Raw genomic sequence first — 24,541 nt, forward strand, 5'->3', positions numbered from 1 at the left:
GGATAAAGGAAAACAACAACTCACGCCTGCCGATTAACAGCGAGCGTCAACAGCCTGCGGATATCACTACCCGCAGGTTGACTTCAGATATATTGATACGCGTTATAATTCACGTTGCAGATACATTGGCTTTCCTGCAATGCGAATAAATTGAGGTAGATTAGCGCGTCAGCGTTTTTCCGTGACTGGCAATAACCGACTGATACCAGTAAAAACTCTTTTTACGTCGACGTTCCAGCGAACCCTGGCCGGCATCATCGCGGTCAACATAAATAAAACCATAACGTTTGGACATTTCCGCTTTCGAGGCGCTGACCAGATCGATCGGCCCCCAGCAGGTATACCCCAACACCTCAACGCCGTCGGCAATGGCTTCGCCGACCTGTACCAGATGATCATTCAGGTAGCGGATACGATAATCGTCGTGAATCTCGCCATTCTCTTCGAGCTTATCTTTCGCACCCAAACCGTTCTCGACAATAAACAGCGGTTTTTGATAACGGTCGTACAGGAAATTGAGCAAATAACGCAGCCCCAGCGGGTCAATTTGCCAGCCCCATTCAGAGCTTTCCAGATACGGGTTCGGCACCATATTCAAAATATTGCCGCGCGTTTTTTCGAGTTGCGCTTCATCGGTGCTGACGCAGCCGGTCATGTAATAGCTGAAGGAAATAAAATCGACGGTGGATTGCAGATCCTGCGTATCCTGCGCCGTGATATTCAGCGTAATGCCCTGTTCACGGAAATAACGATGCATATACCCCGGATACGCGCCGCGCACCTGCACATCGCCGAAGAACAGCCATTCCCGGTTCTGGTGCAGGCTTTCCATCACATCTTCCGGCTTGCTGGTCAGCGGATAGAGCATCGCCCCCAGCAGCATATTGCCGATCTGCGCGTCGGGAATGATGTCGTGGCAGGCCTTCACTGCTCTGGCGCTGGCCACCAGTTGGTGATGGATCGCCTGATAAATCGCCGCTTTGTCGCTGCCCGCCGGTAATCCCACGCCGGTAAAGGGCGCATGCAGCGACATATTGATCTCGTTGAACGTCAGCCAGCGTTTGACCTTGTGACGATAACGCGTAAACACCGTGCGGGCGTAGCGCTCAAAGCAATCGATGGTCAACCGGTTGCCCCAGCCGCCGTGTTTTGCCACCAGTCCGTACGGCATTTCGTAGTGTGACAACGTCACTAATGGCTGGATGCCGTACTTTGCCAGCTCGTCAAACAGCCGATCGTAAAACGCCAACCCCGCTTCGTTCGGTTCTGCCTCATCACCCTGCGGAAAAATACGCGTCCAGGCTATCGATATACGCAGGCAGGTAAACCCCATTTCGGCAAACAGCGCGATGTCCTGCGGGTAACGGTGATAAAAATCAATCGCCACATCTTTGATACCGCTGTCGCCCGGCTGACGCGTCACAATCTCGCCGAAGATGCCCTGAGGCTGTAAATCCGACGTAGAAAGTCCTTTACCATCCGTCAGATAGGCGCCTTCCACCTGATTGGCGGCAATCGCGCCGCCCCATAAAAAATGCTCCGGGAAAGGGTTGCTCATCACTCGTCTCCTTTTTTCTGTTCAATAATCATTCAGCACACCAGTTGCGTCAGCGGCGCATTGGCGTCCACCTTGCCGCTGGCGACGGGTTCGACCCCGCGATAGTCTTCGCTGTTGGTAATCACAATCGGGGTGGTGAGGTCATAGCCTGCCGCCTCAATGGCCGGGCCATCAAATTCCAGCAGCAGGTCGCCCTGGCGCACCACATCGCCGACACGCACATGCGGGGTAAAATAACGGCCATCCAGCCGGACGGTGTCGATGCCGACATGCATCAGCACCTCTGCGCCGCCTCGCGAGGCCAGGCCGATGGCATGGTGGGTTTTAAACAGCGACGCCACGGTGCCGTCTACCGGCGCGTACAGCCGTCCCTGCGTAGGTCGAATGGCGATCCCCTTGCCCATCACGCCGCTGGCGAAGGTCCGATCGGCCACCTGCTCCAGCGGCAGTACCTCACCGGCCAGCGGACTGAACAGCGTCTCGTCACGAACGGCGCCAGCGTTATCCTGCGTTTCCACCGGTACCGCCGGACTATCCGCTGCCACCGGTTGCGTTTCATCTTTCGGCACGCCAAACGACCAACTGGTCAACGCGGCAAACGTAAAGGCCGCCAGCGTGCCGATCACCGCCGCCCACACGCTGCTGTCCACGCCGGTCGGCGGAATCACCTGGGTGAAGGAGAAAATGCTGGGAAAACCGAATGAATACATGGTGGTATGGGAATATCCCATCACCGCCGCGCCCAGCGCCCCGCCGATACAGCCAAAGATAAAGGGGCGACGCAGCGGCAGCGTCACACCGTACACCGCCGGTTCGGTAATCCCGAAAATCGCCGCGGAAAACGCCGACCCGGCGATCCCCTTGCGCTTCAGGTCGCGGGTTCGCAGCAGCACGCCCAGCGTAGCGCCGGCCTGCCCCAACACCGCCGGCACCAGCAGCGGCAGTAGAGTATCGTGTCCGATCACACTGAAATTGTTCAGCATCAGCGGCACAAAGCCCCAGTGCAGCCCGAAAATCACGCACACCTGCCACAACGCGCCCATCACGGCGCCGGCCAGCAATGAATTCAGCCCGTACAGCCACTGGTATCCGCCCGCCAGCATCTGGCTCAGCCAGGTGGCGCTCGGCCCAATCAGCAGAAAGGTCAGCGGAACGCTAATGACAATACACAGCAACGGGGTAAAGAAATTGCGGATATTGGCATGCAGCCAGCGGTTCAGCGGTTTTTCCAGTTTGCTGGATACCCAACTGGCGAACAGAATCGGAATGACCGAGGAGCTGTAATTGATAAAGGTAATCGGGATACCCAGAAAATGGAGCGTTGGGTGATCCGGCGTCTGCATGGCGTTGAAAGCGGCGATCATGCTCGGATGCACCAGCGTGGCGCCAATCACCAGCGTGGTAAACGGGTTGCCGCCAAACTTCTTGCCGGCCGTATAACCCAGCACAATGGGGAAGAAATAAAACAGCGCGTCGCTGGCGGCGAACAGCACTTTATAGGTGCCGCTGCTTTCCGACATAAAATGGGTGGCGACGCCTAGCGCCAGAAAGCCTTTCAGGATCCCCGTCGCCGCCATCACGCCGACAAATGGCGTAAATATGCTGGAAATGATGTCGATAAAACCGGCAAACAGGCTATTTTTCTTCTCCTCTTCCGGCGCGGCCGAGTCGCTAAAGCGGGCCATACCGTCAAGGGAAAGCAGCGCCTGATAAACATCAGCCACCTGATTGCCCACCACCACCTGAAACTGACCGCCGCTTTCCACCACCATGATAATGCCCGGATTATTTTTCAGCGCATCGGCATTGGCGTTGGCATTGTCCCTGAGTTTAAACCGCAGGCGCGTGGCGCAATGTATCACGCTAATGATATTGTCCTTACCGCCTACGCCATCTCTTATTTCACTGGCTAATGTTTCGTAATTCATTGCTACATCCTTAATGCTCGATCCATGCCCGGAGAAAACCGCTGAGTGACCGCTATATACGGTTTCAGGACACCCCATTTTCAAGACAAAAAAAAACCTGAACCGTCTCATCGCGGCGCAAGGCTCGCAAAAACGGTTCAGGTTTTGCCTGTATTTTCCGCTGGGGGTATACAGTCGCAATCCATATTTATTGCTTTACAGATTACCAGTGCGATTTATTCTGACAAGCGTTTCACCTGGGCAATCTGTTATTTTGTGATATCACGCAAACTTCGGTTTTCCGTACCCGAAATTTACTCTGCCGCCTGCTCCTGTAATTCCGACCGCACCCGTTCGATATGAATGGCCAGAAACATCAATTCTTCCTTGGTCAGGCTATAGTCGTAATGCAGCATAATGTGATCCTGGATTTTCTCGGCGCAGTGATACGCCAGCGTATATTTTGCTTTCACCACATCGTGCAGCGATTCGTCTTCGCTAAATACCGGCGAGTGCCCCAATAATCGCTGAGCAAAGAACTTCAGGTGAGTCACAAACCGGTGATAACTGAATGCCTGCTCGTTATAGTCGAGATTCAGCTGGTATTTGACGATATTCAGGATTTCCTGCATCACGCGGGTAATACGCATCACTTCCGGCATATGGCTGTCCAACTGGGCGTTCACCAGATGCAACGCGATAAAGCCCGCTTCATCTTCCGGCAGGCGGACCCCCAGCCGCCGGTGAATAATGTCCAGCGCATCCAGCCCGATGGCGAACTCTTTTTGATACAGCCGCTTGACCTCCCACAGCAGCCCATTGCGGATATCCACCCCTTGCCGGTGGCGTTCGATGGCAAAGTGGCAATGGTCGGTCAATGAAATGTAGAGGCTATTCTGCAGGTTGCCGCTCAGCTTCTCTTTCGCCAGCGCGATGATCCGATCGGCGGTGGTCACCACCTCCAGCGGGATGCGTTCCAGCACGTCGCTCAGCCGTGCGGTCAGCTCGCTGCTGCGCAGCGAGAAGATTTTTTCGATAAGCGCGGTGTCCACCGTATCCCCCGGCCGTTTTTTGAATCCCAGCCCCCGCCCCATCACGACCTGTTCGTTATTCTGTTCATCCATGACCGTGACGACATTATTATTCAATATTTTGGCGATCTTCATTGTCCGACCCCTGAAAACAAAAAAACCAGACGCTCGCCGCAAACGCGAACATCTGGTTTTGCCTGCCAATGGCAGTAGCAACCCCGGATTGCGCGCCGCCGCAACACAACAATGTTACTGACCGGGCACAACCTGTAGACGCTAACTTACCACCGGCGCGCGCGGGCTCAACCTCCCGGTGACGGAAACGTGACCGGGATCGACACAAACCCAACGCGGCCTATTATTAACAGACGTCAACAACCCGATTGCCTTCTGACGGCAACATGGGCCGGGACTTCACTCTCGAACTGCAATCCACTGGCGTACCGGGAGAATTTATCGCGGTGTACGATGAATGTGTCACCGGCTGCAAATACCAATCTGCAATCAAAAAATACAGACAGAAACGCAATCACATTGCTATAAAACACGCATTTACCTTTCCGGAATGCATGATTTTGAATTTTGTAGCATACTAAACCAAACACTCACTTACCAATGGTATGTAATGCTAAAAATAGATGAAATTGATAGCCGCATTTTACGTGAATTGCAAAAAGACGGCCGAATCCCAAACAATATTTTGGCGGAAAAAGTCGGCTTATCACCCTCCCCTTGCCTTCGGCGTGTAAAAAACCTCGAAGACAGCGGCGCCATCGATCGCTATGTGGCTATCCTGAATCCTCAGGCCGTTGGGCTTAACCTGACCGTTTTTGTCCGTATCTGGCTGCAAAGTCAGGGGGAAGAAACGGTTGAGCACTTCTGCCGCGAGGTCGCGAGGCTGCCTGAAGTCGTTGAGTGTCATCTGATGGTCGGCGACTGCGATTTTATCTTGCGGGTCGTTGCAACTGATTTAAATGCCTATCGGCAATTTCAGATCAAACATCTGGCGCGGATTAAAGGGGTGCAGAGCATCAAAACCGAGCTCCCGATGCAGACGATTAAACAGACAACTGAACTCCCGGTCCGATAAGAAGAATCGCGGGCTCACACCCGCTATTCTTTCATCCACGCTTATCCACTCTTTCACTTGCCGTAGAGTTCTATCCTGTACATACCCTCAAACCCCGGCGTGCCGCAGTGCAAGCATAAGCCATTGGCTTTGCGTACCAGCTCCGGTGGCGTCAACGGGAGATTGCAGATGTGCCGCATCGCCTGCGGCGTCAGCAACTCCGCCTTCTCAACATAACGTATCTGTGACAGCGCGTGCGGATAACTGTCAGCCAGACGCCAGACCAGATTTTCCAGACATCCCGCTATCACCATCGCCATACTGACCACACAGGAATACAGAACGACTTTCTGGATCGACGTCATTATCGTGAGCTCGGTTGTAATGACGTCGCTTGTAATGACATCGCTTGTAATGACATCGATTGTAATGACGTCGGTTGCAAACGCCGTTGCCGGGTGCCTTCCGTCAAAGCAGATGGCGTAAAAATGCCGTTGTCAGCACGCTGATGATCACCACAGGGAGCAGTGAAAATCGCATGGCGGCCAGCAATGAAATAAGTAATGCCAGTTGGTCGGCCGGTTCGGTGGTGACGAAATGGGGTGCGATGACCGTGATCAGCACGCAGCCGGGAGCGGCCTCCACCACGGCTTTTACACGCGGCCCCAGTCGTCTTCCATGCAACAGCGCATAACCGGCTATGCGTGTCAGATACGTCGTGATCGCCATCAGCAGGATGGTCAGCAATGTGAGGCTCATGATGTTTTCCCGTTCAGCAGCAATATTGCGAGGATCCCCGTTGTCGCGCCGACAGGCACATAGGCCGCGCCGGGCCAAAAATGATAGGTCGCCGCCGCGCAAACAAGGCTGACCAGCCACGGCAGTGCGGGCGGCAACCCGCGCCACATCCCTTTTAAAATCACCAGAAAAACGGCGGGGAATGCCATGTCGAAGCCCCATGCAGTCACATCACCGAGAACCGGTCCAACAATGACGCCGACCCCCGTTGAAATAACCCAGGCGAGCCACAGCGCAGATGCCACCCCGGCATAAAACCCCATACTGAAGCCTGAAACACCCTGCCGGCGACGCTTCGCGGCGTCAGCGACACTCATTGCCCAGCTCTCATCACACATAAAAAACAGCGCCAGAAACGCGTGACGACGCGGAAGATAGGCCAGAAAAGGCGCGAGTGATGCCCCCATGAGAAGATGACGGCTGTTAACCAACATACTGACGAGCACGATGGTCAGAACATGGGGAGGTGACGTCCAGAGTGACAGCGCAGCGAATTCAGAACCGCCACCGAAATTCAGTCCGGTCATCAACATCAATTCTGGCGCCGAAAAGCCTTTCTGCACAGCCTGCGCGCCCAGCAATAAGCCGAACGGCACGAACCCAATCATCACCGGGATAGCGGCCAGCAGCCCCCTGCTGAATTCATGGGCAAAGGTTCCGGCATGGGAAAATGTAAAAAAGCGGGACATAAATACTCCTTTCAGGAAGGAATATTATAAATTTTCGCTGTTGAAATTGGCGGGCGTATTGGTTGTAAAAACCAACAATATTGGCATCAGATTTCACACTTTAATCATTTGGCGAAATCCTGAATCATCACTCTGCCAGATTGCCATACTCAGCCATAAGGCCAGCGCTACGTTTATGGCCGAGCCGAGCGATACCTGAAAATGGATCACTCGCCTTATCCGATTTACCGCAAGGACACGTTTGAATGCGGTATGTTGCTGGAGGTACGGAGGTAATATAAGTTGGGTCATGTAAATACCGGTTAAATAATTCGCTGAAGTGTATTGTAATTCAATAAAACAATAACTGGGGAATGTGCTTCTCAGGTGAAGGGACGTATTTATTCACTACATTTGTTATTGCCGTTCATAAATCAAAAAAAGCCCACTGCATGAGTGGGCTGCCGGGAATATCAATCAAAGATAAGTCACATTATCTATCTGTCGGGCAGAGTCATTTTTGAGGCCAAGTATATCGAAACCCGGCATATCCCGAATAAACTCCAGGAAGGGAGGCTTGATGCCTAAATCGTCCAAATCGGCGGCATGCAAGTGGTAACGAATCGTATCTTCATGCCCAGAAACCACCTTTTCAACCCAGTTAGGTTCAATAATAAGCTGATGACCCAGCGCAACAAAATCAATACCGCTCTGCATCACTTCTTCGGCCTGTTCAGGCGTTCTGACATTACCTACCGCAATAACCGGTTTTTTATGACTTTCTTGCTTAATCTGCGTAATAATCGGCGCCGTATTGTCTTTATCACGTATTGATGAACGCCATACCGACCCCATAGAAACATGGATATAATCAAGTTCGGTTTGCTGCAATTTCCCGACGAAATATTTGGTGTCATCCAGCGTGATGCCGGGTTCTTCAATTTCCTCCGGCGATAACCGATATCCCACAATAAATGAAGGCGATGCATATTTGTTTTTGATCTTCATCACTTCATCGATTACGGTCAGGGGCAGGTTTAATCTTTTATCAAGACTTCCGCCCCATTCATCGGTACGCCGGTTGGAGTGAGGCGAAACAAATTGCTGCAATAAATACGTATTGGCGCCATGCAGTTCGATCCCATCAAAGCCGGCCTGAATCGCTCTTCGCGTCGCCTGAGCAAAATCGCTGATTAGGCTGACGACCTCGGCGGAACTGAGTTCACGTGGCGTCTCTGCACCATTTCGCGGCGCGGCCACGGCGCTGGCGCTAACCGGCTGCAATCCGCAGGTTATCAATGAATTAGTCATTCGCCCTGCGCTGAAAATTTGCAGAATGGCTTTTGCCCCGCGTGATTTAATAGCATGAGCCAATTTTGCAAGCCCGGGGATTTTACTGTCGTCATCAGCGCCCAGTTGCCCTTCAAATCCTTTACCTTCCTTATTAATGTACGCTACCGGTGTAATAAACAAACCTACGCCGCCCGCACGCTGTTGCATATAGTTTATTTCTTCCAGCGTTACGGTTCCGTCCTCGAAAGACATCTGTTCAGTCATGGGTGGAAGCACGACACGATTTTTAATCACAACGCCATTGGGAAGTGTTATAGGTTTAATAAAACGATAATCCTTCATTTTTGCTCCAGAATGATAATAACTACATCGGTAAGATTTATCTGTTATTCGCATACTAGAGGAAAGATTAGGGAATGTGCGTCCCATAACAGGGGAACGTGGAGAGCGGATGTGAAACGAAGGCATTAACGCCATACATCGCATTAATGCCATATCCTCGTCATACTTCAAGTCACAAGTGCGCTGGCGGCACTTGCGCCCCCCAGTTACTGATTTATTCAGACAACTGAAGATTCACTCGGTTACCGCCGTCATTCAACGCGAATTATTTTGGCTATAACATAAAAAAACAAAAATGAGAAGAATTTAACCTAGCTTATTGTTCGCCAGGGTACGTCTTTGTTTCGCCATTCATCGGCGATTAAATCAACAAACCCTCGGACTCTGGGCGACAGATGTCTTTTACATGGATAGATTATCCGTACCGGCTCAGGTGCTATTTTAAATTCCGTTAAGATAGCAACCAACTCGCCATTCTCAAGCGCCTGAAAGGCCAGATAATCGGGTAATTGAATAATACCAAATCCAGCAATGGCCGAAGATAACATGGCTTCTGAACTATCAATATCCATGCGGCTTGGTCCGTCATAAATAAACTCCCCGGACGGAGTAATATAACGCCAGTTTCGGCGCTTCTCCGCGCTACGGAAAAAAACGGTGTCGTGTTTGCTTAACGCTTCCGGAGTCGCAGGAACGCCACGCCTTGCCAGGTATTCAGGCGAGGCGCAAGTCACCATATGCTGCGTCGCGATGGTTCGCGTGAGTATCCGCGAGTCGTCTTTGGGCTCGCCAATGCGGATAGCGATATCAAACCCTTCTTCGATAAGGTCGACGTAGCGATCGGTAAACACGATATCGGCTCTCAGCTCCGGCCATTTTTTCAAAAATCGATCGATAACGGGCAGTACATGCCGTTGCCCTAACGAGAGAGGCGCGGTTAACCGCAGGGTTCCGGTAGGTTTTTCCCGCCGGCGCGCCATGGTTGCGTCGACCTCTTCCAGATCCTCAAGAATTTGTTTGCACCGCTCATACATGATGCGCCCCTCTTCCGTAAGGCTGAGCTGGCGCGTCGTCCGGTTGAGCAGCCTGACGCCCAACTGAGATTCCAGCCTTGTGATGCTTTTTCCGATGGCCGAACGGGACAAACCAACACTGCCGGAGGCGCGTGTGTAACTCCCGAAGTCAACAGCAGCCACAAAGGCCGCTATGTCACCTATACGATTCAGTTCCATAATCTCGCTCTTTGCAGGGAAGTGCCTTCCTTCCCGTGATTTGGGAATCATATTCCCCAAATTATCGATTACTCATCGCATTAGCTTAACAATAAGCCGCTAGCTGGGAGAGCTATTTTTTGTACATCAGTCAGGCAGCACCTTTTTACTCACATAGCTCATCGCCTTTTGGGTGCTGTAGATGAACCTTCGAACGGGAATATTAACGATGTAACCTGCTACCGGGTCGGATACAGCGTTCAGTTAGTCGCGGGGATCGTTCAACGCCGAATGCGGTTGGTACTCGTTGCACGGGCTAACGCCGTCAGTCGGCGGTGCAGGCTGTTGATAGTTGCCGCAATCATGTAATGAGGAATCAAATTATTACGGCGATTTTTTGATAGCAGGCGATAGTACCTGAATAACGCCGGATCACCCGCGTATACCATTGCCAGACCAGCCGGCAGCGCCCCAGGCGCCTGGCTCATTTCGCACCGACAGGCAGATATTCTTAGTGCATTTGCGCAACAAGTTTGTGTAAAAACAATAAATCGCACATTTTTTTGCGCAAGAGCACGAAAATACGCGTTATCCTTCCGTTCAATGGCTTGTATCTCTTTGCCTGATAACTATAATACGGAACGTCGTTTCATTGAATGGTTTCAGCGAATCCACGTGCCACTGACAAAAACACAACTAACAACACAATCCTCAGGGATATTGCCGCCTCGCCCACTCTTGATTATGGGCAATATCCGGTCACGTGCAGCTTCACTCTCCCTCGCCTGTCACCATCTATACTTATCATTCTCTCGCAGTCGCAAACGTATTATCCCCGGAGGTTCAGCTTCGGTTAACCGCCGGTCACCCTGTTTTTTTATCCATCACAACTTGTAGAAACTACCGTTATGAAAAAGACTAAAATCGTTTGTACCATCGGCCCGAAAACCGAATCAGAGGAAGTACTGGGCAAACTGCTGAACGCAGGCATGAACGTAATGCGCCTGAATTTCTCTCACGGTGACTACGCCGAGCATGGTCAACGCATCAAGAACCTGCGCGCCATCACGGAAAAAACCGGCCAGAAAGCAGCAATCCTGCTGGATACCAAAGGCCCGGAAATCCGGACCATCAAGCTGGAAAACGGCGCGGACGCCTCCCTGACCGCCGGTCAGACTTTCACCTTCACAACCGACCAGAGCGTCATCGGCAATAAGGAACGCGTGGCGGTAACCTATGCCGGTTTTGCCAACGACCTGAGCGTCGGCAACACCGTACTGGTCGACGACGGCCTGATCGGTATGGAAGTCATCGAGATCAAGGGCGGCGAAGTTATCTGTAAAGTGCTGAACAACGGCGATCTGGGTGAAAACAAGGGCGTTAACCTGCCGGGCGTTTCCATCCAATTGCCTGCGCTGGCGGAAAAAGACAAACGCGACCTGATTTTCGGCTGCGAGCAAGGCGTCGATTTCGTAGCGGCGTCCTTTATCCGTAAACGTTCCGACGTGGAAGAGATCCGCGCCCACCTGAAACAGCATGGCGGCGAGCACATCCAGATTATCTCCAAGATTGAAAACCAGGAAGGTCTGAACAACTTCGACGACATTCTGGAAGCCTCTGACGGCATCATGGTAGCCCGCGGCGACCTGGGCGTTGAGATCCCGGTCGAAGAAGTGATCTTCGCTCAGAAGATGATGATCGAAAAATGCAACCAGGCTCGCAAAGTAGTGATCACCGCGACCCAGATGCTGGACTCGATGATCAAGAACCCGCGTCCGACCCGCGCTGAAGCCGGTGACGTCGCCAACGCCATCATCGACGGTACCGACGCAGTGATGCTGTCCGGCGAGAGCGCCAAAGGCAAATACCCGCTGGAAGCGGTCACCATCATGGCAACCATCTGCGAACGCACCGATAAAGTGATGAAATCGCGTCTGGATAAACTGCAAAACACCAGCAAACTGCGCATTACCGAAGCGGTATGCCGCGGTGCGGTGGAAACTGCAGAGAAACTGGAAGCGCCGCTGATCGTCGTCGCCACCCACGGCGGCAAATCCGCCAAATCCATTCGTAAGTACTTCCCGAATGCCCGCATTCTGGCGCTGACCACCAACGAAATCACCGCGCGTCAGCTGCTGCTGAGCAAAGGCGTGGAAACGCTGCTGGTGAAAGAGATCGCGTCTACCGATGATTTCTACCGCATCGGCAAGGAAGCGGCGCTGAAGAGCGGCTTCGCTCAGGAAGGCGACGTAGTGGTGATGGTTTCCGGCGCGCTGGTGTCGAGCGGCACCACCAATACCTCTTCGGTACACCGCCTGTAATTCGATAATGAGAATATTTCAAAGCGCCCTGCGGGGCGCTTTTTATTTTGTCGCCATGTTTATCGCTGATAAATAGCGCGATCGGTTATACAAAAAAGGTATATCCGCGGCCGTGAAGGTCGGAGTAATCTGATAAGATAGCGCTGTTTTCCTTACTTTTTTAACCTGTCTGTAAAACTCGATGATTCTTTGAGCGAACGATCAAAATTAAGCATGTTCCCATCAAAAATTTATTCTCATCAGAAAACGGTTTGTGTAATACTTGTAACGCTACATGGAGATTAACTCAATTTAGAGGGTATTAATAATGAATCGTACTAAACTGGTACTGGGCGCGGTAATCCTGGGTTCCACTCTGCTGGCTGGTTGCTCCAGCAATGCTAAACTGGATCAGCTGTCTTCTGACGTTTCTTCTCTGAACGAAAAAGTATCTGCTCTGACCAGCAAAGTTGACGCTCTGGCTACCGACGTGCAGGCTGCTAAAGACGACGCAGCTCGTGCTAACCAGCGCCTGGACAACCAGGTTCGTACTTACAAGAAGTAAGAACTGGTTGAATGAAAAATGGCGCACATTGTGCGCCATTTTTTTTGCCCTTCCCTTTGCTCTCACCACACCGTCTTCCTGAGCGTGCCGCTCGCCTTATTGCACATCGCGTTACCGGGCATCGCCTTACCAAACACAAGTCTGGCGTGTCAGAACGCCCGTTTATGACGTCCTGACACAGGTGGTGGTTAAGGTGTGGTGTTAACGTGGTAGCAGTTAAGGCAATGGTAGTCAGTGCGACGGGGATGTCACCACCGCCGATATCGGCGCCCCTTGCTGTTGCAGCAGCGGCTGATGAGGAACGCTCTGCCCGGCATTGACCAGCACCGGCATACCGGAACGGCGCACAATCGCGTCCTGAGCCGCTTCGGCATCGGTATCGTCATTGTGGATAAAGGCTTTTACCTTCTGGCTCAGCGCAATCGGCATGGTCTGCGGGTCATCCTTATCGGTGCGCGACAGCGGCTGATGCACTTCCACATAGCGTTTCCCGTCAGGTTCCACCGCAATCTTGATCGGTTCATTGATGATCTGTACCCGGGTGCCTACCGGCACGTCATTAAACAGCGCTTCAATATCTTCCGGACGCAGACGGATACAACCGGAACTCACCCGCATACCGATGCCGAAATCGGCATTCGTGCCATGAATCGAGTACACGCCGCCGCTTTTCTCCAGCCGTAACGCGAACAATCCCATCGGGTTGTCCGGCCCGCCGGGCACAACCGCCGGCAGCGTAATCCCCTGCTCTTTATAGTGACGACGAATGTTGGCGGTAGGGATCCAGGTCGGATTCGGACGCCGCTCGATAACGCGGGTCACCATCACCGGCGTATTGCGGCCAAGCTGACCGATGCCGATCGGATAGACGACCACCGTATTTTTCCCTTTCGGGAAATAGTACAGCCGCAGTTCCGCCAGATTGACCACCACCCCTTCCCGCGGCGTATCCGGCAGCAGCATCTGCAACGGAACCGTCAGGCTGGAGCCGGGCTTGGGCAGGTAGGGGTCGGTGCCGGGGTTGGCTTCCAGCATACCGAGCAGGCCGATTTTGAATTTGGAAGCGATGGTTTCCAGCGGATGCCCGTCATTGGGCACGGTATAGGTGATATTTTCCCCGATCAGACGACTATCAGGGGGTGGCAGAGGATATTCCGTCGCACTGGCAGGCTGCATGCCCGCCAGACAGGAGGTAAACAATAATCCCATCAGGGTAAGCGCACGTTTCATTATCGGTTTCCTGTTTTACTGCTGAAGATCGGGTGAGCGCCAGAGCGCGACACGAGGTCACGCCCTAAAAAGGCGCGGGTGAATTGCCGTTGGCAGACACCTTCTTTCTTATTGCTTATCAATAGGTTGAATCTCTTTTGATCATTGGAAGTTCCCAAGGATAAAAGCAGGTTAGCAGGAAATCCACCGGATGGATTCTGAAATGTGACGTATCAGGGCGCGGGAGCCGCGCCCTGCGGGCGTTATACCCGCGCAGCCGCCCGCGCCCGCACGGCGCGCAGCATGGCTTCCAGCCCTTGCGATCGTGATGGCGTCAGGTGCTGGGTCAGCGCCAGCGACGCGAAAAAGGGGCGCACATCCAGCTCGACAATCTCCCGGGCGGGCAGCCCCTGATACAGGCTGAACACGATGGCAATCAATCCCTTGACGATAGCGGCATCGCTGTCGCCGTGCAGCACCACGTTGCCTTGTTCGTCACAGGCCAGATCGATCCACACCTGGCTCTGGCAGCCGGACACCCGGTTGCCGTCCTGACGCTGTGCGTCGCTGAGCGGCGCCAGACCGGCGCCCAGTTCAATGATATACAGGTACTTCTCTTCCCAGTTGCTGCAACGGGAAAAATTCCGCAGCAGTTTCTGCGGTTCCGGCAGTTGCGCCCTAGCAATTTGCGCCATAACAATACTCCAGAAGCAATGCTCCAGAAACAATGACTTTCTGCCGTCAGCTCACTCACCCAACAGACGATGTATACGGTGCAGACCCGCCACTAATCGGTCAATCTCATCCTGACAGGAATAGAGCGCCAGCGAGGCGCGGCACATACTGGGTACGCCATAACGGCTCATCAGCGGCATGGCGCAATGGTGGCCGGTGCGAATAGCGATGCCGTACTGGTCGAGAAAGCTGCCGACGTCAAACGCATGGTGACGTCCCAGATTGAAGGCAATCACGCCCTGCCGATGCGCCGGACCGTACAGATGAAGCGTCGGCACCTCGGCCAGCGACGCCAGCGCATAGCGCATCAGTTGGTCCTCATGCGCCTGAATCGCCTCAACCCCCAGCGCGGAGACATAATCCAGCGCCGCTCCCAAACCGATAATCCCGGCGACATGCGGCGAGCCCGCCTCAAAGCGCCACGGCGGATCGGCATAGGTGGTGCCCTGCGTCAGGCTGACCTCGCGGATCATGGCGCCGCCGCCTTCCCACGGCGGCATCGCCTGCAACAGCTCGCTTTTGCCGTACAGCACGCCAATGCCTGACGGCGCGTACAGTTTATGGCCGGAAAACGCGTAGAAATCGCAATCCAGCGCCTGTACGTCGATTGACTGGTGCATCACCGCCTGCGCGCCATCCACCAGTACTTTCGCCCCACAGGCATGCGCCTGACGGATAATCTCCGCCAGCGGGTTAACCGTGCCCAGCACGTTGGAAACCTGCGTCACCGCCACCAGCCGGGTACGTTCATCCAGCAATGCCGGCAGTTGCGCCATGTCCAGTTGGCCGTCATCGGTGATCGGCAAAATACGCAGCGTCAGCCCGCGCGCCTGCGCCAGCATCTGCCAGGGCACGATGTTGGCGTGGTGCTCCATTTCGCTGATCACCACGTTGTCGCCGGGCTGAAACACGACGCGACCATAACTATTGGCCACCAGATTGATCGCTTCGGTGGTGCCGCGCACAAACACAATGTCCTCCGCCGAAGCGGCATGGATAAAGGTGGCGATCTTCGCCCTCACCTCCTCCATCGCGCTGGTGGCGTGGGCGCTCAGGGTATGAATGCCGCGGTGCACCGCCGCGTACTCGTGCAGGTAGAAATCCCGCTCACGGTCGATAACCGCCAGCGGTTTCTGCGCGCTGGCGGCGCTGTCCAGATAGGCCAGCGGCTGTCCGTTGACCGATTGCTGCAAAATCGGGAAATCCGCCCGCACCCGATCGATAGGGTAATGATCGATGGAATAATTCACGCTGTTTCTCCTCCCAGTGCCTGCAGGCGCTGGGCCACTCGCTCCAGCACCGCGTCACGCAGCGCGTCATAGCGGATCGCCTCCGTCAGTTCGGCGGCAAACGCGAAGATAATCATCTGCTGCGCCGCCTGTTCGCCGATACCGCGTGAACGCAGATAAAACAGCTGTTCTTCGTCGATGCGCCCGACCGTCGCGCCGTGGCTGCATTTCACGTCATCGGCATAGATTTCCAACTGAGGTTTGGTGTCCACCTCCGCCAGTCGCCCCAGCAACAGGTTGTTGTTGGTCATCTTGCCGTCGGTCTTCAGGGCGCCGGGCGCCACCTTGATCAAGCCGTTGAACACGCCGCGCGCCCGATCGCGCACAATCGCCTTGTGCAACTGGCGGCTTTCGCCAAACCCCTGATTGTGTTCCAGCCAGGTACGGGTATCGCACACCTCGTTGCCGGTCGGCACCATCAGGCTGTTCATCGACAACGTCACGCCTTCGCCGTTTATCTGCGCGCTGGTGTGATGGCGGGTCAGCCCGGCGCCCAGCAGAAAACTATGGCTATGAAGCTGAGCGTCTCGTGCCAGACGTAAGTCATTGTGAGCGAAGTGATAGCTGTCGGCGGCTTCGAACCCCAGCTTGTAGTGCTCGGTACGGCTGTTTTCACCCGCATCGATGGTCAGGCGCGCGCCGCTAAAGTGAGATGCCCCTTCCAGACTGGCGTAATGCTCGATCAGCGTGGCGTTGGCCCCTGCGCCGATACGCACATGATGGCGATAATGCAGCGTATTGAGCGACGCCGGCCGCCCACTGCTGATATGCAGCAGATAGAGCGGCTTCTCCGCCGTCACGCCGTTGTCGACCTGAATCAGCGTCTGTTCCGCCGCCAGGCTCTCCGTCAGGTGCAAAAACACCTCCGGCTGAATTGGCGGCAAACCGGGCTGCCGCCGGGCTGACGGAATCACCTCCACCTGATACGGCCCGGTATCGGCGTCGCTCAGCGCACGGCTGAAGCAACCGTCGACAAACACCAATCGCCAGCCGTCGACCGGCAGCGCCAGCGCGTCGCGCTGCGCCGGCGTGACCTCGCTTTCGGTCGCTACCGTGGTGAATTCATGATCAAGCAGCCGCTCCAGCGGGGTGTACTTCCAGTGCTCCAGCTTGCGGTGAGGAATCCCCAGTTGCATCACCTGTTGCCAGTGCTGCTGCGCCTCATCGGCGCGCGGCGCTGCGGTATCAAACAGGCGTTGCCACTGCTGCAGCGCCTGTTGCGCTTTACTGTTGGTCGGTAAGCCAGCCATAGCCCTGCTCCTCCAACTGTTTCACCAGCGAGAAATCCCCGGATTTCACAATTCGCCCCTGATAGAGCACATGCACGTAATCCGGCCGGATATAGTCCAGAATACGCTGGTAATGGGTGACGATGATAAAGGCGCGCTTGCCGTCGCGCAGCGCGTTGACGCCGCCGGAGACGATTTTCAGCGCATCAATGTCCAGCCCGGAGTCGGTTTCATCCAGGATGCACAGCTCGGGTTCCAGCACCGCCATTTGCAGAATGTCGTTGCGCTTTTTCTCGCCGCCGGAAAAACCGACGTTGACCGAACGCGTCAGCAGGTCGTCCGGCATGTTCAGCAGCCGGATTTTATCGTCGATGAAATCCTCGAAATCGAACCGATCCAGCGTCGGTTGCTGGCGATAGGCGCGCACGGCGTTCAGCGCGGTTTGCAGGAAAAAGCGATTGCTGACGCCGGGGATTTCCACCGGGTACTGAAACGCCATGAAGATCCCTTCGCCGGCCCGTTCCTCCGGCGACAGTTCCAGCAGATCTTTGCCCTTGAAACGCAGCGACCCGCCGGTTACCTCATAGTCCTCGCGCCCGGCCAGCGTGGCGGACAGAGTACTTTTGCCCGAACCGTTCGGCCCCATGATGGCGTGGACCTCGCCCGGGTTAACCTGCAGGTTCAACCCGTTGATGATCGGTTTGTCTTCGACGCTGACGTTCAAGTTTTCAATCGTTAACATACTCTTACCCTTCCGGCGTCTTACCCGACGCTCATGATTATCGACACCGCTGCGCGGTGCATGGCGTGCCGTGGTGTTGGCGCATCATCAACCCACACTGTGTTCGAGGCTGATGGACAACAATTTCTGGGCTTCCACCGCGAACTCCAGCGGCAGCTCCGAGAACACATCTTTGCAGAAACCGTTGACTATCATCGAGATAGCGTCGTCTTCGCTGATACCGCGTTGCAGGCAATAGAACAGTTGATCCTCGCCGATGCGCGAAGTGGTGGCTTCGTGTTCCAGCTGTGCGCTGTTGTTCCTCACCTCCACGTAGGGAAAGGTGTGCGCGCCGCAGTCGCTGCCGATCAGCATCGAATCGCACTGGGTGAAATTGCGTGCATTGGTGGCGCTGGGCATGATCTTCACCAGCCCGCGATAGGTGTTCTCGCTGCGTCCGGCGGAAATCCCCTTGGCGATGATGGTCGAGCGGGTGTTCTTGCCGATATGGATCATCTTGGTGCCGGTATCCGCCTGCTGGTGACCGCTGGTCAGCGCCACCGAGAAGAATTCGCCCACCGAGTAGTCGCCGCGCAGGATCACGCTCGGGTATTTCCAGGTGATCGCCGACCCGGTTTCCGATTGCGTCCACGACATACGCGAATGATCGCCGGCGCACAGCGCGCGTTTGGTCACGAAGTTGAGAATGCCGCCTTCGCTGCCCTGGCCGGAGAACCAGTTCTGCACCGTGGAATATTTCACTTCGGCATTCTTGTTGACGATCACTTCCACCACCGCCGCATGCAGTTGGTAACTGTCGCGCACCGGCGCTGAACAGCCCTCGATATAGCTGACATAACTGTCGTCGTCGGCAATCAGAATGGTGCGCTCGAACTGACCGGTCTTGGCGGCGTTGATGCGGAAATAGGTCGACAGCTCCATCGGGCAGCGTACCCCTTTCGGGATGTAGACAAAGGTGCCGTCCGACGCCACCGCGGCGTTCAGCGCGGCGAAGAAATTGTCGTTGGCGGGCACCACCGTGCCCAGATACTGGCGCACCAGTTGCGGATGTTCCTGAATCGCTTCGCTGAACGAACAGAAAATGATGCCCTGCTTCGCCAGTTCATCCCTATAGGTGGTGGCGACGGATACCGAATCGAAAATGGCGTCGACCGCCACGTCTTTGCCTTCCCGTACCGGTACGCCCAATTTGTCGAAAGCGTCCTCCACTTCGCGGGTCAGGTAATTGCTGTGGGCGACATCGCCGGCCGGCTGTTGCTGTGCGCCCGGCTGGGAACCGCAGCTGTCGTCGCACTGCCCGCAGGAGGGCGCGGAGTAATAGCTGTAGTCCTGATAGTTCAACCGCTCGTAATGCGCTTTCAGCCAGTGCGGTTCCTCCATCTGCAACCAGGCCCGGTAGGCGCTGAGCCGGAACTCCAGCATCCACTCCGGTTCATTACGTCTGGCGGAAATCGCCCGCACCACGTCTTCATTGATGCCGTGGGCCAGTTGGTCCATCGCCAGCTCGGTGAAAAAGCCCTCTTTATAACGGCCGTCATCGAGCCAGGTCTGGACATCGTCGGATACGTCTACATTACTACGCGCCATAATCGTGTCGCCGCTTAAAGCCCAAAACTTTCGCCACACCCACAGGCATGTCGGGCTTTGGGATTGTTGAATTTGAATACCTGATTGATGCCTTCCTGAACAAAATCCACTTCCGTACCGTCGAGAAACGGCATCGCCTTGAGCGGAATGAACAATCGCGCGCTTTCGCGCTGATAGAGCAGATCGGTGGGATCAGGCTGATGCACCAGTTCCAGTACATAACCGAAACCCGCACAACCCGACTGCTTAACCGTCAGCCGGATACCCTGCACCGACTCATCCCGCCGCATCAGGTTACTGATATGGGCCACGGCGCTATCGGTCAGCGTCAATCCCTGCCATGCCTGTTCGTCCAGTGAAAAAGTTTCTACATCGTGCGTTTGCATCGGAATCACCTCGTTTACTGTTATTGCCCCCCGCACGGCGGGCTGTGATACCGACCGCATGACATCCGTTTCCTTCGGCTTGATCGATTCGGATATCGATACTGTCAGAACTCACACAATGTTAATGATAATTATTACTACATCAACCGGGTGATTGTGGGGGCTTTTCCTGATGATAGCGGGGCTTTTCCCGGTTACAGGGTTCAGTAAGCGCCATCCACAAGCGGTGTTTCGGCGCTCACCGCCCCGAAAACCAATAACTGACTATTGATATAGCAAAAATTGATAATTTATACCTATGGTTTTACCTGTTAGTGCTATCAACATTCTCTTATCATCAGTATAACACCTCTGAATCAGTCTATTTTTTGAACGCCCCTGCCATGCCAAAAATTCTCCGCCGCAAGCACATGATGATAAATTCAGCACGTTTCATGCAGAAAATGCGATCGCGATCGCCTCTTGCCGGTGAATGCACACCGGAGCGTTGCATGATGAGGCGCTTAAAAATATGATAATGATTCTTATTTAATATATGAGGTGCCGAACATGTTCCCGTTCAGAGCCTGGTTGCAGACGCAGATTGATGACTACCGGCGGCAATTGCGGAATGCCACGATGGAATTTTATCTGGCGGAGTTATCGCTGGAGCGGGATGACGGCGAGATTGGCGAATTGCGGCACTACTACCTGACCGGCGTTCAAATGGCGGAGCTGAGCCAGCAGCAGGGCGACGAAAACAGTTACCTGTTCAGCCTGATCAAGATCCACCAGCGCCTGATTCATGAAATCAACAATGCCGAGCGCGACCACCTGTTCCGGGTACAGAGTTACTACTTTGCACGCCAGACGTTGCAGCGCATCTGCACGCAATTCAGCCTAATGGGCAACTGGGACAAAGCCACCGCGTTCCAAACCGATTTTATGCAGCGGGTGGCGTTTATCCCCTGAAGTTTTATACCCTGAAGAGAGAGGCTGCCGGGCCGGGTGCCCGACAGCAGCGTAACGATTGGCGGGAGGTCAGGCGTCCGGCGTGATCACCGCCGTAGTCAACCGCGAGGTGCAACACAACCGATCCCGGCTGTCAAAAATATCAATCTGCCAGACCTGCATCCGTTTGCCGGTGTGCAGCGCGCGGCAAACGCCGCGCACCTCACCTTCCGTTACCGCGCGCAGATGGTTGGCGTTGATTTCCACCCCCACCACCCGCTGCTCGCCTTCCGAACACAGATAACCGGCGATCGACCCCAGCGATTCCGCCAGCGCCACCGATGCACCGCCATGCAACAGCCCGAAAGGCTGACGCGTGCGATGATCCACCGGCATCACGCCTTCCAGCGTATCGTCGGTCAGGCGCGTCATGCGGATGCCGATATGACCGGCCATGCCGTCCACCGCCATCTGATTCAACTGCTCAATATCTACGGTACGTTTCCACAGCATCACACCAGCTCCAGCAACGCCTGCAACGGATGTTTCAACCCACGCCCTTCCATACGCTTAACCTGACTGCGGCAGGAGTAGCCGGTGGTCAGACAGCGCGCCTGCGGCAACCGTTGCAGGGACGGCTGCCAGGAGAGAGCATAGATCCCCTGAGAGTGCGCCAGATTACGGCTCTCATGACCATAGGTGCCCGCCATGCCGCAACAACCGACGCTGACGTTTTCCAGCCGGGCGCCGAAATGGGCAAAAATGGCCGACCACTGTTGCCCGCTGGCCGGCAGCGCCGTGGTTTCGGTGCAGTGACCGAACAGATACCACGGTTCGTCGCGCAGCGCCGGCGCGCGATCGTCGCGGCGGGTCAGTAGCGCCGTTAACCACTCATGCACCAGTTGCACCTGAAAATCGCCGCGCCGATCGCCCAGCACTTCCCGGTACTCATCCCGGTAGCATAGCACCAGCGCCGGATCCACCCCCACCATCGGCAGGCCAAGACGGGCCACCCGGTTGAGGAATTCCGCGGTTTTACCGGCGGTTTTGGCAAAGCGCTGCAGAAATCCTTTGATATGCTGCGGCTTGCCGTTCGGCGAAAACGGCAGCAGCACCGGTCGCAACCCCAGCTTTTCCACCAGCCGGACAAAATCCGCCACCACCTGCGCGTCGTAATAGCTGGTAAACGGATCCTGCACGATCAGCACATGATCGGCACGCGCCTGCGGCGACATCTGCTCCAGCTGTTCCAGCGTGGTGGTCATCACCCGGTGGCCGACAAATTGCTGGCGCAGCGACGGCGTCGACAGCAACGGCAAATCCACCATGCCGATGAACTTGCGGCTGACCGCATTCACCCACGGCTGGCGCAGGAAAAAGTTGAAGGTTTTCGGGCTGTGCGCCATCAGCGGAGCATAACTTTCCACGCCGGCCACCAGATAATCCCGCGCCGGCCGCAGATAGCGGGTGTGGTACAGTTGCAGGAAACGCGCGCGAAAACCGGGAACGTCAATCTTGATCGGGCACTGGGTGGAGCAAGCTTTGCACGCCAGACAGCCGGACATCGCCTCTTTGACCTCGTGCGAGAAGTCATACACGCCCTGACGCGCGGCCAGCGTGTTGCGGGTTTTGGCGATCAGCCCGCGGAAACTGACGCGCTGATGCGGCAGCGCGTTTTCCAGCGCCAGCGGATCCACCCCCTGCTCCGACAGCAGTCGCAGCCACTCGCGCACCAGCGTGGCGCGACCTTTGGGCGAATGAATACGGTTGCCGGTGATTTTCATCGACGGGCACATCGGGCTGCGGGTATCGAAGTTAAAGCACAGGCCGTTGCCGTTGCACTCCATCGCGCCGCGGTACGCGGTGCGCACCGTCAGCGGAATCTGCCGATCGTAGGTGCCGCGTTTCACCGCATCCACCTGCATCATCGGCGCGTCCACTCCCAGCGGCGCACAGATCTTGCCGGGGTTGAGGCGGTTGTCCGGGTCGAATGCCGCCTTGACCCGGCGCAATTCTTCATACAGCTCCGGACCGAAGAATGCCGGGCTGTATTCGGCGCGGAAGCCTTTGCCGTGTTCGCCCCACAGCAAACCGCCATATTTGGCGGTCAGCGCCACGATTTGATCGGACAGCTGCTTCATCAGCACTTCCTGCTGCGGGTCGCACATATCCAGCGCCGGGCGCACATGCAGCACACCGGCGTCCACGTGACCAAACATGCCGTAACTCAAATGGTGACTGTCCAGCAACGTGCGGAACTCGGCGATGTAATCCGCCAGATGCTGAGGCGGCACGCAGGTGTCTTCGGCAAACGGAATCGGTTTCGCCAGCCCTTTGCTGTTGCCCAGCAGGCCGACCGCTTTCTTGCGCATGCCGTAAATGCGTTCGATACCCGCCAGATCGCGGCAAATCTGATAACCGATCACCCCCGCCTCGCGGGCAGCCAGCAGCCCATCCAGACGTTCGCACAACGACGCCACCTGACTGTCGATAAGCGGCTCGTCGTCGCCGGCGAACTCGACAATGTTCAGCCCCAGCATCTCCTCGCCGGGCACATCGGTAATCAGTTCGCTGACCGAGTGCCACACGATGTCTTCGCGCGCCAGATTCAGCACCTTCGAGTCCACCGTTTCCACCGACAGCGCCCGCGCCTCCACCATAAACGGCGCGTTGCGCAGCGCGGAATCAAACGAGTCATATTTGACGTTGACCAGCCGCCGCACCTTGGGCAACGGCGTGATATCCAGCTTCGCTTCGGTAATGAACGCCAGCGTCCCCTCGGCGCCGGTCAGGATGCGAGTCAGGTCAAACGTTTGCATGTCATCGCTGAAAACATGACGCAGGTCGTAACCGGTCAGGAAGCGGTTCAGTTTGGGGAACTTTTCTATAATCAGCTCGCGGCGTTCACGGCAGCGATGCAATACGGTGTGATAAATGCGACCGATCGGCGAATCGTCCTGCGCCAGCTGTTCCGCCAGCGCCACCGGCATCGCCTGGGTATCCAGCAGTTCGCCGCCTGGCAGCACCGCGCGCAGCCCCAGTACATGATCCGAGGTTTTGCCATACACCAGCGAGCCCTGCCCCGAGGCGTCGGTATTGATCATGCCGCCGAGCGTGGCGCGGTTGCTGGTAGACAGCTCCGGCGCAAAAAAGTAGCCGAACGGCTTGAGGTACTGGTTCAGTTGATCCTTGATAACCCCGGCTTCCACCCGTACCCAGCCCTGCTCCGGGTTGATTTCCAGAATACGGTTCATGTAGCGGGACATATCCACCACAATCCCGTGATTGAGCGCCTGCCCGTTGGTGCCGGTGCCGCCGCCGCGCGGCGTGAAGACCAGCTCGCGAAAGCGCTCCTCATCAGCCAGACGGGCCAGCAGCGCCACGTCGGCGGTAGAACGGGGAAAAACCACCGCGTCCGGCAGCAGTTGATAAATACTGTTATCCGTCGCCATCGTCAGGCGGTCGGCGTACTGAGTGGCGATATCGCCGGTAAAACCGTTTTGCTTCAAGGCTTCCAAAAAGCTCAGCACCGGTTGAACGATTCCCGGCGCTTGTGTGATCTGTGGGATCATTATGTGTTGACCCTGTCCGTGCGAGAGGTGTTTGCCAATAAACTAAATGCCGGCAGGCGACGCGTCGGCCATCCGCGGCCCCTTCGTTTTATCACATTTCCCCCGGCTGTGCGTTAATGG

21 protein-coding genes are annotated in these 24,541 nt (G+C 55.5%); 4 read left to right on the forward strand and 17 right to left on the reverse strand.

Annotated elements, in window-relative coordinates:
- Positions 1 to 160: 160 nt before the first annotated feature.
- The 3 genes from DXXMK7_RS12805 to licT all read right to left on the reverse strand — a co-directional run bounded on the left by DXXMK7_RS12805 (position 161) and on the right by licT (position 4,631).
- Positions 161 to 1,558, reverse strand: a complete 1,398-nt coding sequence (locus DXXMK7_RS12805) for a glycoside hydrolase family 1 protein (protein WP_038919440.1) — start codon at positions 1,556 to 1,558, stop codon at positions 161 to 163.
- Positions 1,559 to 1,590: 32 nt separating this feature from the next.
- A complete protein-coding gene (gene bglF / locus DXXMK7_RS12810; RefSeq protein WP_038919441.1) occupies positions 1,591 to 3,486 on the reverse strand; it encodes a PTS beta-glucoside transporter subunit IIABC in 1,896 nt (631 codons plus the stop codon).
- A 293-nt stretch (positions 3,487 to 3,779) separates the two neighbouring features.
- On the reverse strand, positions 3,780 to 4,631 hold the full coding sequence (gene licT / locus DXXMK7_RS12815; protein ID WP_038919442.1) for a BglG family transcription antiterminator LicT: 852 nt from the start codon (positions 4,629 to 4,631) through the stop codon (positions 3,780 to 3,782).
- Between the two features lie 490 nt (positions 4,632 to 5,121).
- Here licT and DXXMK7_RS12820 point away from each other — a divergent pair, with 490 nt between their 5' ends.
- Complete coding sequence (locus tag DXXMK7_RS12820; RefSeq protein WP_038919443.1) at positions 5,122 to 5,586, forward strand: Lrp/AsnC family transcriptional regulator; 465 nt, start codon at positions 5,122 to 5,124, stop codon at positions 5,584 to 5,586.
- Positions 5,587 to 5,639: 53 nt separating this feature from the next.
- On the opposite strand, the gene DXXMK7_RS12825 is transcribed toward DXXMK7_RS12820, so the two are convergent.
- From DXXMK7_RS12825 to DXXMK7_RS12845, 5 genes are all read right to left on the reverse strand, one after another.
- Complete coding sequence (locus DXXMK7_RS12825; RefSeq protein WP_038919444.1) at positions 5,640 to 5,930, reverse strand: hypothetical protein; 291 nt, start codon at positions 5,928 to 5,930, stop codon at positions 5,640 to 5,642.
- A 103-nt stretch (positions 5,931 to 6,033) separates the two neighbouring features.
- Complete coding sequence (locus tag DXXMK7_RS12830; protein ID WP_038668178.1) at positions 6,034 to 6,324, reverse strand: AzlD family protein; 291 nt, start codon at positions 6,322 to 6,324, stop codon at positions 6,034 to 6,036.
- Complete coding sequence (locus DXXMK7_RS12835) at positions 6,321 to 7,052, reverse strand: AzlC family ABC transporter permease (protein ID WP_038919446.1); 732 nt, start codon at positions 7,050 to 7,052, stop codon at positions 6,321 to 6,323. Before DXXMK7_RS12835 ends, DXXMK7_RS12830 begins: the two co-directional genes overlap by 4 nt.
- A 456-nt stretch (positions 7,053 to 7,508) precedes the next feature.
- Positions 7,509 to 8,666, reverse strand: coding sequence for an NADH-dependent flavin oxidoreductase (locus DXXMK7_RS12840; protein WP_038919447.1), 1,158 nt, complete (start codon positions 8,664 to 8,666; stop codon positions 7,509 to 7,511).
- Between the two features lie 311 nt (positions 8,667 to 8,977).
- On the reverse strand, positions 8,978 to 9,898 hold the full coding sequence (locus tag DXXMK7_RS12845; RefSeq protein WP_038919448.1) for a LysR family transcriptional regulator: 921 nt from the start codon (positions 9,896 to 9,898) through the stop codon (positions 8,978 to 8,980).
- An 887-nt stretch (positions 9,899 to 10,785) separates the two neighbouring features.
- Between DXXMK7_RS12845 and pykF the strand changes: the two genes are divergently transcribed.
- Positions 10,786 to 12,198 (forward strand): pyruvate kinase PykF, encoded by a 1,413-nt coding sequence (gene pykF / locus DXXMK7_RS12850; protein WP_038668161.1) that lies wholly within the window; start codon positions 10,786 to 10,788, stop codon positions 12,196 to 12,198.
- A 307-nt stretch (positions 12,199 to 12,505) separates the two neighbouring features.
- Positions 12,506 to 12,742 (forward strand): major outer membrane lipoprotein, encoded by a 237-nt coding sequence (locus DXXMK7_RS12855; RefSeq protein ID WP_012769424.1) that lies wholly within the window; start codon positions 12,506 to 12,508, stop codon positions 12,740 to 12,742.
- Positions 12,743 to 12,973: 231 nt separating this feature from the next.
- Here the strand turns inward: DXXMK7_RS12855 and DXXMK7_RS12860 are convergent, their stop codons facing one another.
- From DXXMK7_RS12860 to sufA, 7 genes are all read right to left on the reverse strand, one after another.
- Positions 12,974 to 13,972 carry a L,D-transpeptidase family protein gene (locus DXXMK7_RS12860; protein WP_038919450.1) on the reverse strand — a complete coding sequence of 333 codons (999 nt, stop codon included), beginning with the start codon at positions 13,970 to 13,972 and terminating at the stop codon, positions 12,974 to 12,976.
- Positions 13,973 to 14,214: 242 nt separating this feature from the next.
- Positions 14,215 to 14,646: a cysteine desulfuration protein SufE gene (gene sufE, locus DXXMK7_RS12865; RefSeq protein WP_038919451.1), complete on the reverse strand. Its 432-nt coding sequence runs from the start codon at positions 14,644 to 14,646 to the stop codon at positions 14,215 to 14,217.
- 51 nt (positions 14,647 to 14,697) lie between these two features.
- A complete protein-coding gene (gene sufS / locus DXXMK7_RS12870; protein ID WP_082202621.1) occupies positions 14,698 to 15,936 on the reverse strand; it encodes a cysteine desulfurase SufS in 1,239 nt (412 codons plus the stop codon).
- The gene (gene sufD, locus DXXMK7_RS12875; RefSeq protein WP_038919452.1) at positions 15,933 to 17,225 is read right to left on the reverse strand and encodes a Fe-S cluster assembly protein SufD; all 1,293 of its coding nucleotides are present in this window, start codon (positions 17,223 to 17,225) and stop codon (positions 15,933 to 15,935) included. Before sufD ends, sufS begins: the two co-directional genes overlap by 4 nt.
- Positions 17,200 to 17,946, reverse strand: a complete 747-nt coding sequence (gene sufC, locus DXXMK7_RS12880; RefSeq protein WP_022633952.1) for a Fe-S cluster assembly ATPase SufC — start codon at positions 17,944 to 17,946, stop codon at positions 17,200 to 17,202. The genes sufD and sufC overlap by 26 nt, the downstream gene beginning before the upstream one ends.
- Before the next feature lie 87 nt (positions 17,947 to 18,033).
- Positions 18,034 to 19,533, reverse strand: coding sequence for a Fe-S cluster assembly protein SufB (gene sufB / locus DXXMK7_RS12885; RefSeq protein ID WP_038919453.1), 1,500 nt, complete (start codon positions 19,531 to 19,533; stop codon positions 18,034 to 18,036).
- Positions 19,534 to 19,547: 14 nt separating this feature from the next.
- Positions 19,548 to 19,919 (reverse strand): Fe-S cluster assembly scaffold SufA, encoded by a 372-nt coding sequence (sufA, locus tag DXXMK7_RS12890; protein ID WP_038919454.1) that lies wholly within the window; start codon positions 19,917 to 19,919, stop codon positions 19,548 to 19,550.
- Between the two features lie 549 nt (positions 19,920 to 20,468).
- Here sufA and DXXMK7_RS12895 point away from each other — a divergent pair.
- Positions 20,469 to 20,870 carry a hypothetical protein gene (locus tag DXXMK7_RS12895; RefSeq protein ID WP_038919455.1) on the forward strand — a complete coding sequence of 134 codons (402 nt, stop codon included), beginning with the start codon at positions 20,469 to 20,471 and terminating at the stop codon, positions 20,868 to 20,870.
- A gap of 69 nt (positions 20,871 to 20,939) precedes the next feature.
- Here the strand turns inward: DXXMK7_RS12895 and DXXMK7_RS12900 are convergent, their stop codons facing one another.
- Together DXXMK7_RS12900 and DXXMK7_RS12905 are read right to left on the reverse strand one after the other, a co-directional pair.
- On the reverse strand, positions 20,940 to 21,362 hold the full coding sequence (locus tag DXXMK7_RS12900) for a hotdog fold thioesterase (RefSeq protein WP_038919456.1): 423 nt from the start codon (positions 21,360 to 21,362) through the stop codon (positions 20,940 to 20,942).
- Positions 21,362 to 24,421 carry an FAD-binding and (Fe-S)-binding domain-containing protein gene (locus DXXMK7_RS12905; RefSeq protein WP_038919457.1) on the reverse strand — a complete coding sequence of 1,020 codons (3,060 nt, stop codon included), beginning with the start codon at positions 24,419 to 24,421 and terminating at the stop codon, positions 21,362 to 21,364. Before DXXMK7_RS12905 ends, DXXMK7_RS12900 begins: the two co-directional genes overlap by 1 nt.
- Positions 24,422 to 24,541 lie beyond the last annotated feature (120 nt).

The sequence above is a fragment of the Dickeya sp. MK7 genome (genome assembly GCF_000406305.1).
GTDB lineage: Bacteria > Pseudomonadota > Gammaproteobacteria > Enterobacterales > Enterobacteriaceae > Dickeya > Dickeya fangzhongdai.

Excerpts from the sequence above, each read along its gene's own strand:
- sufD (WP_038919452.1), bottom strand. The coding sequence starts at position 17,225 with ATGGCTGGCTTACCGACCAACAGTAAAGCGCAACAGGCGCTGCAGCAG.
- DXXMK7_RS12900 (WP_038919456.1), bottom strand. The coding sequence starts at position 21,362 with ATGCTGTGGAAACGTACCGTAGATATTGAGCAGTTGAATCAGATGGCG.
- DXXMK7_RS12855 (WP_012769424.1), top strand. The coding sequence starts at position 12,506 with ATGAATCGTACTAAACTGGTACTGGGCGCGGTAATCCTGGGTTCCACT.
- bglF (WP_038919441.1), bottom strand. The coding sequence starts at position 3,486 with ATGAATTACGAAACATTAGCCAGTGAAATAAGAGATGGCGTAGGCGGT.
- DXXMK7_RS12835 (WP_038919446.1), bottom strand. The coding sequence starts at position 7,052 with ATGTCCCGCTTTTTTACATTTTCCCATGCCGGAACCTTTGCCCATGAA.
- DXXMK7_RS12840 (WP_038919447.1), bottom strand. The coding sequence starts at position 8,666 with ATGAAGGATTATCGTTTTATTAAACCTATAACACTTCCCAATGGCGTT.
- DXXMK7_RS12820 (WP_038919443.1), top strand. The coding sequence starts at position 5,122 with ATGCTAAAAATAGATGAAATTGATAGCCGCATTTTACGTGAATTGCAA.
- DXXMK7_RS12805 (WP_038919440.1), bottom strand. The coding sequence starts at position 1,558 with ATGAGCAACCCTTTCCCGGAGCATTTTTTATGGGGCGGCGCGATTGCC.
- DXXMK7_RS12895 (WP_038919455.1), top strand. The coding sequence starts at position 20,469 with ATGTTCCCGTTCAGAGCCTGGTTGCAGACGCAGATTGATGACTACCGG.
- pykF (WP_038668161.1), top strand. The coding sequence starts at position 10,786 with ATGAAAAAGACTAAAATCGTTTGTACCATCGGCCCGAAAACCGAATCA.
- sufC (WP_022633952.1), bottom strand. The coding sequence starts at position 17,946 with ATGTTAACGATTGAAAACTTGAACGTCAGCGTCGAAGACAAACCGATC.
- DXXMK7_RS12825 (WP_038919444.1), bottom strand. The coding sequence starts at position 5,930 with ATGACGTCGATCCAGAAAGTCGTTCTGTATTCCTGTGTGGTCAGTATG.
- licT (WP_038919442.1), bottom strand. The coding sequence starts at position 4,631 with ATGAAGATCGCCAAAATATTGAATAATAATGTCGTCACGGTCATGGAT.
- sufE (WP_038919451.1), bottom strand. The coding sequence starts at position 14,646 with ATGGCGCAAATTGCTAGGGCGCAACTGCCGGAACCGCAGAAACTGCTG.
- DXXMK7_RS12905 (WP_038919457.1), bottom strand. The coding sequence starts at position 24,421 with ATGATCCCACAGATCACACAAGCGCCGGGAATCGTTCAACCGGTGCTG.
- DXXMK7_RS12860 (WP_038919450.1), bottom strand. The coding sequence starts at position 13,972 with ATGAAACGTGCGCTTACCCTGATGGGATTATTGTTTACCTCCTGTCTG.
- DXXMK7_RS12845 (WP_038919448.1), bottom strand. The coding sequence starts at position 9,898 with ATGGAACTGAATCGTATAGGTGACATAGCGGCCTTTGTGGCTGCTGTT.
- sufA (WP_038919454.1), bottom strand. The coding sequence starts at position 19,919 with ATGCAAACGCACGATGTAGAAACTTTTTCACTGGACGAACAGGCATGG.
- sufB (WP_038919453.1), bottom strand. The coding sequence starts at position 19,533 with ATGGCGCGTAGTAATGTAGACGTATCCGACGATGTCCAGACCTGGCTC.
- DXXMK7_RS12830 (WP_038668178.1), bottom strand. The coding sequence starts at position 6,324 with ATGAGCCTCACATTGCTGACCATCCTGCTGATGGCGATCACGACGTAT.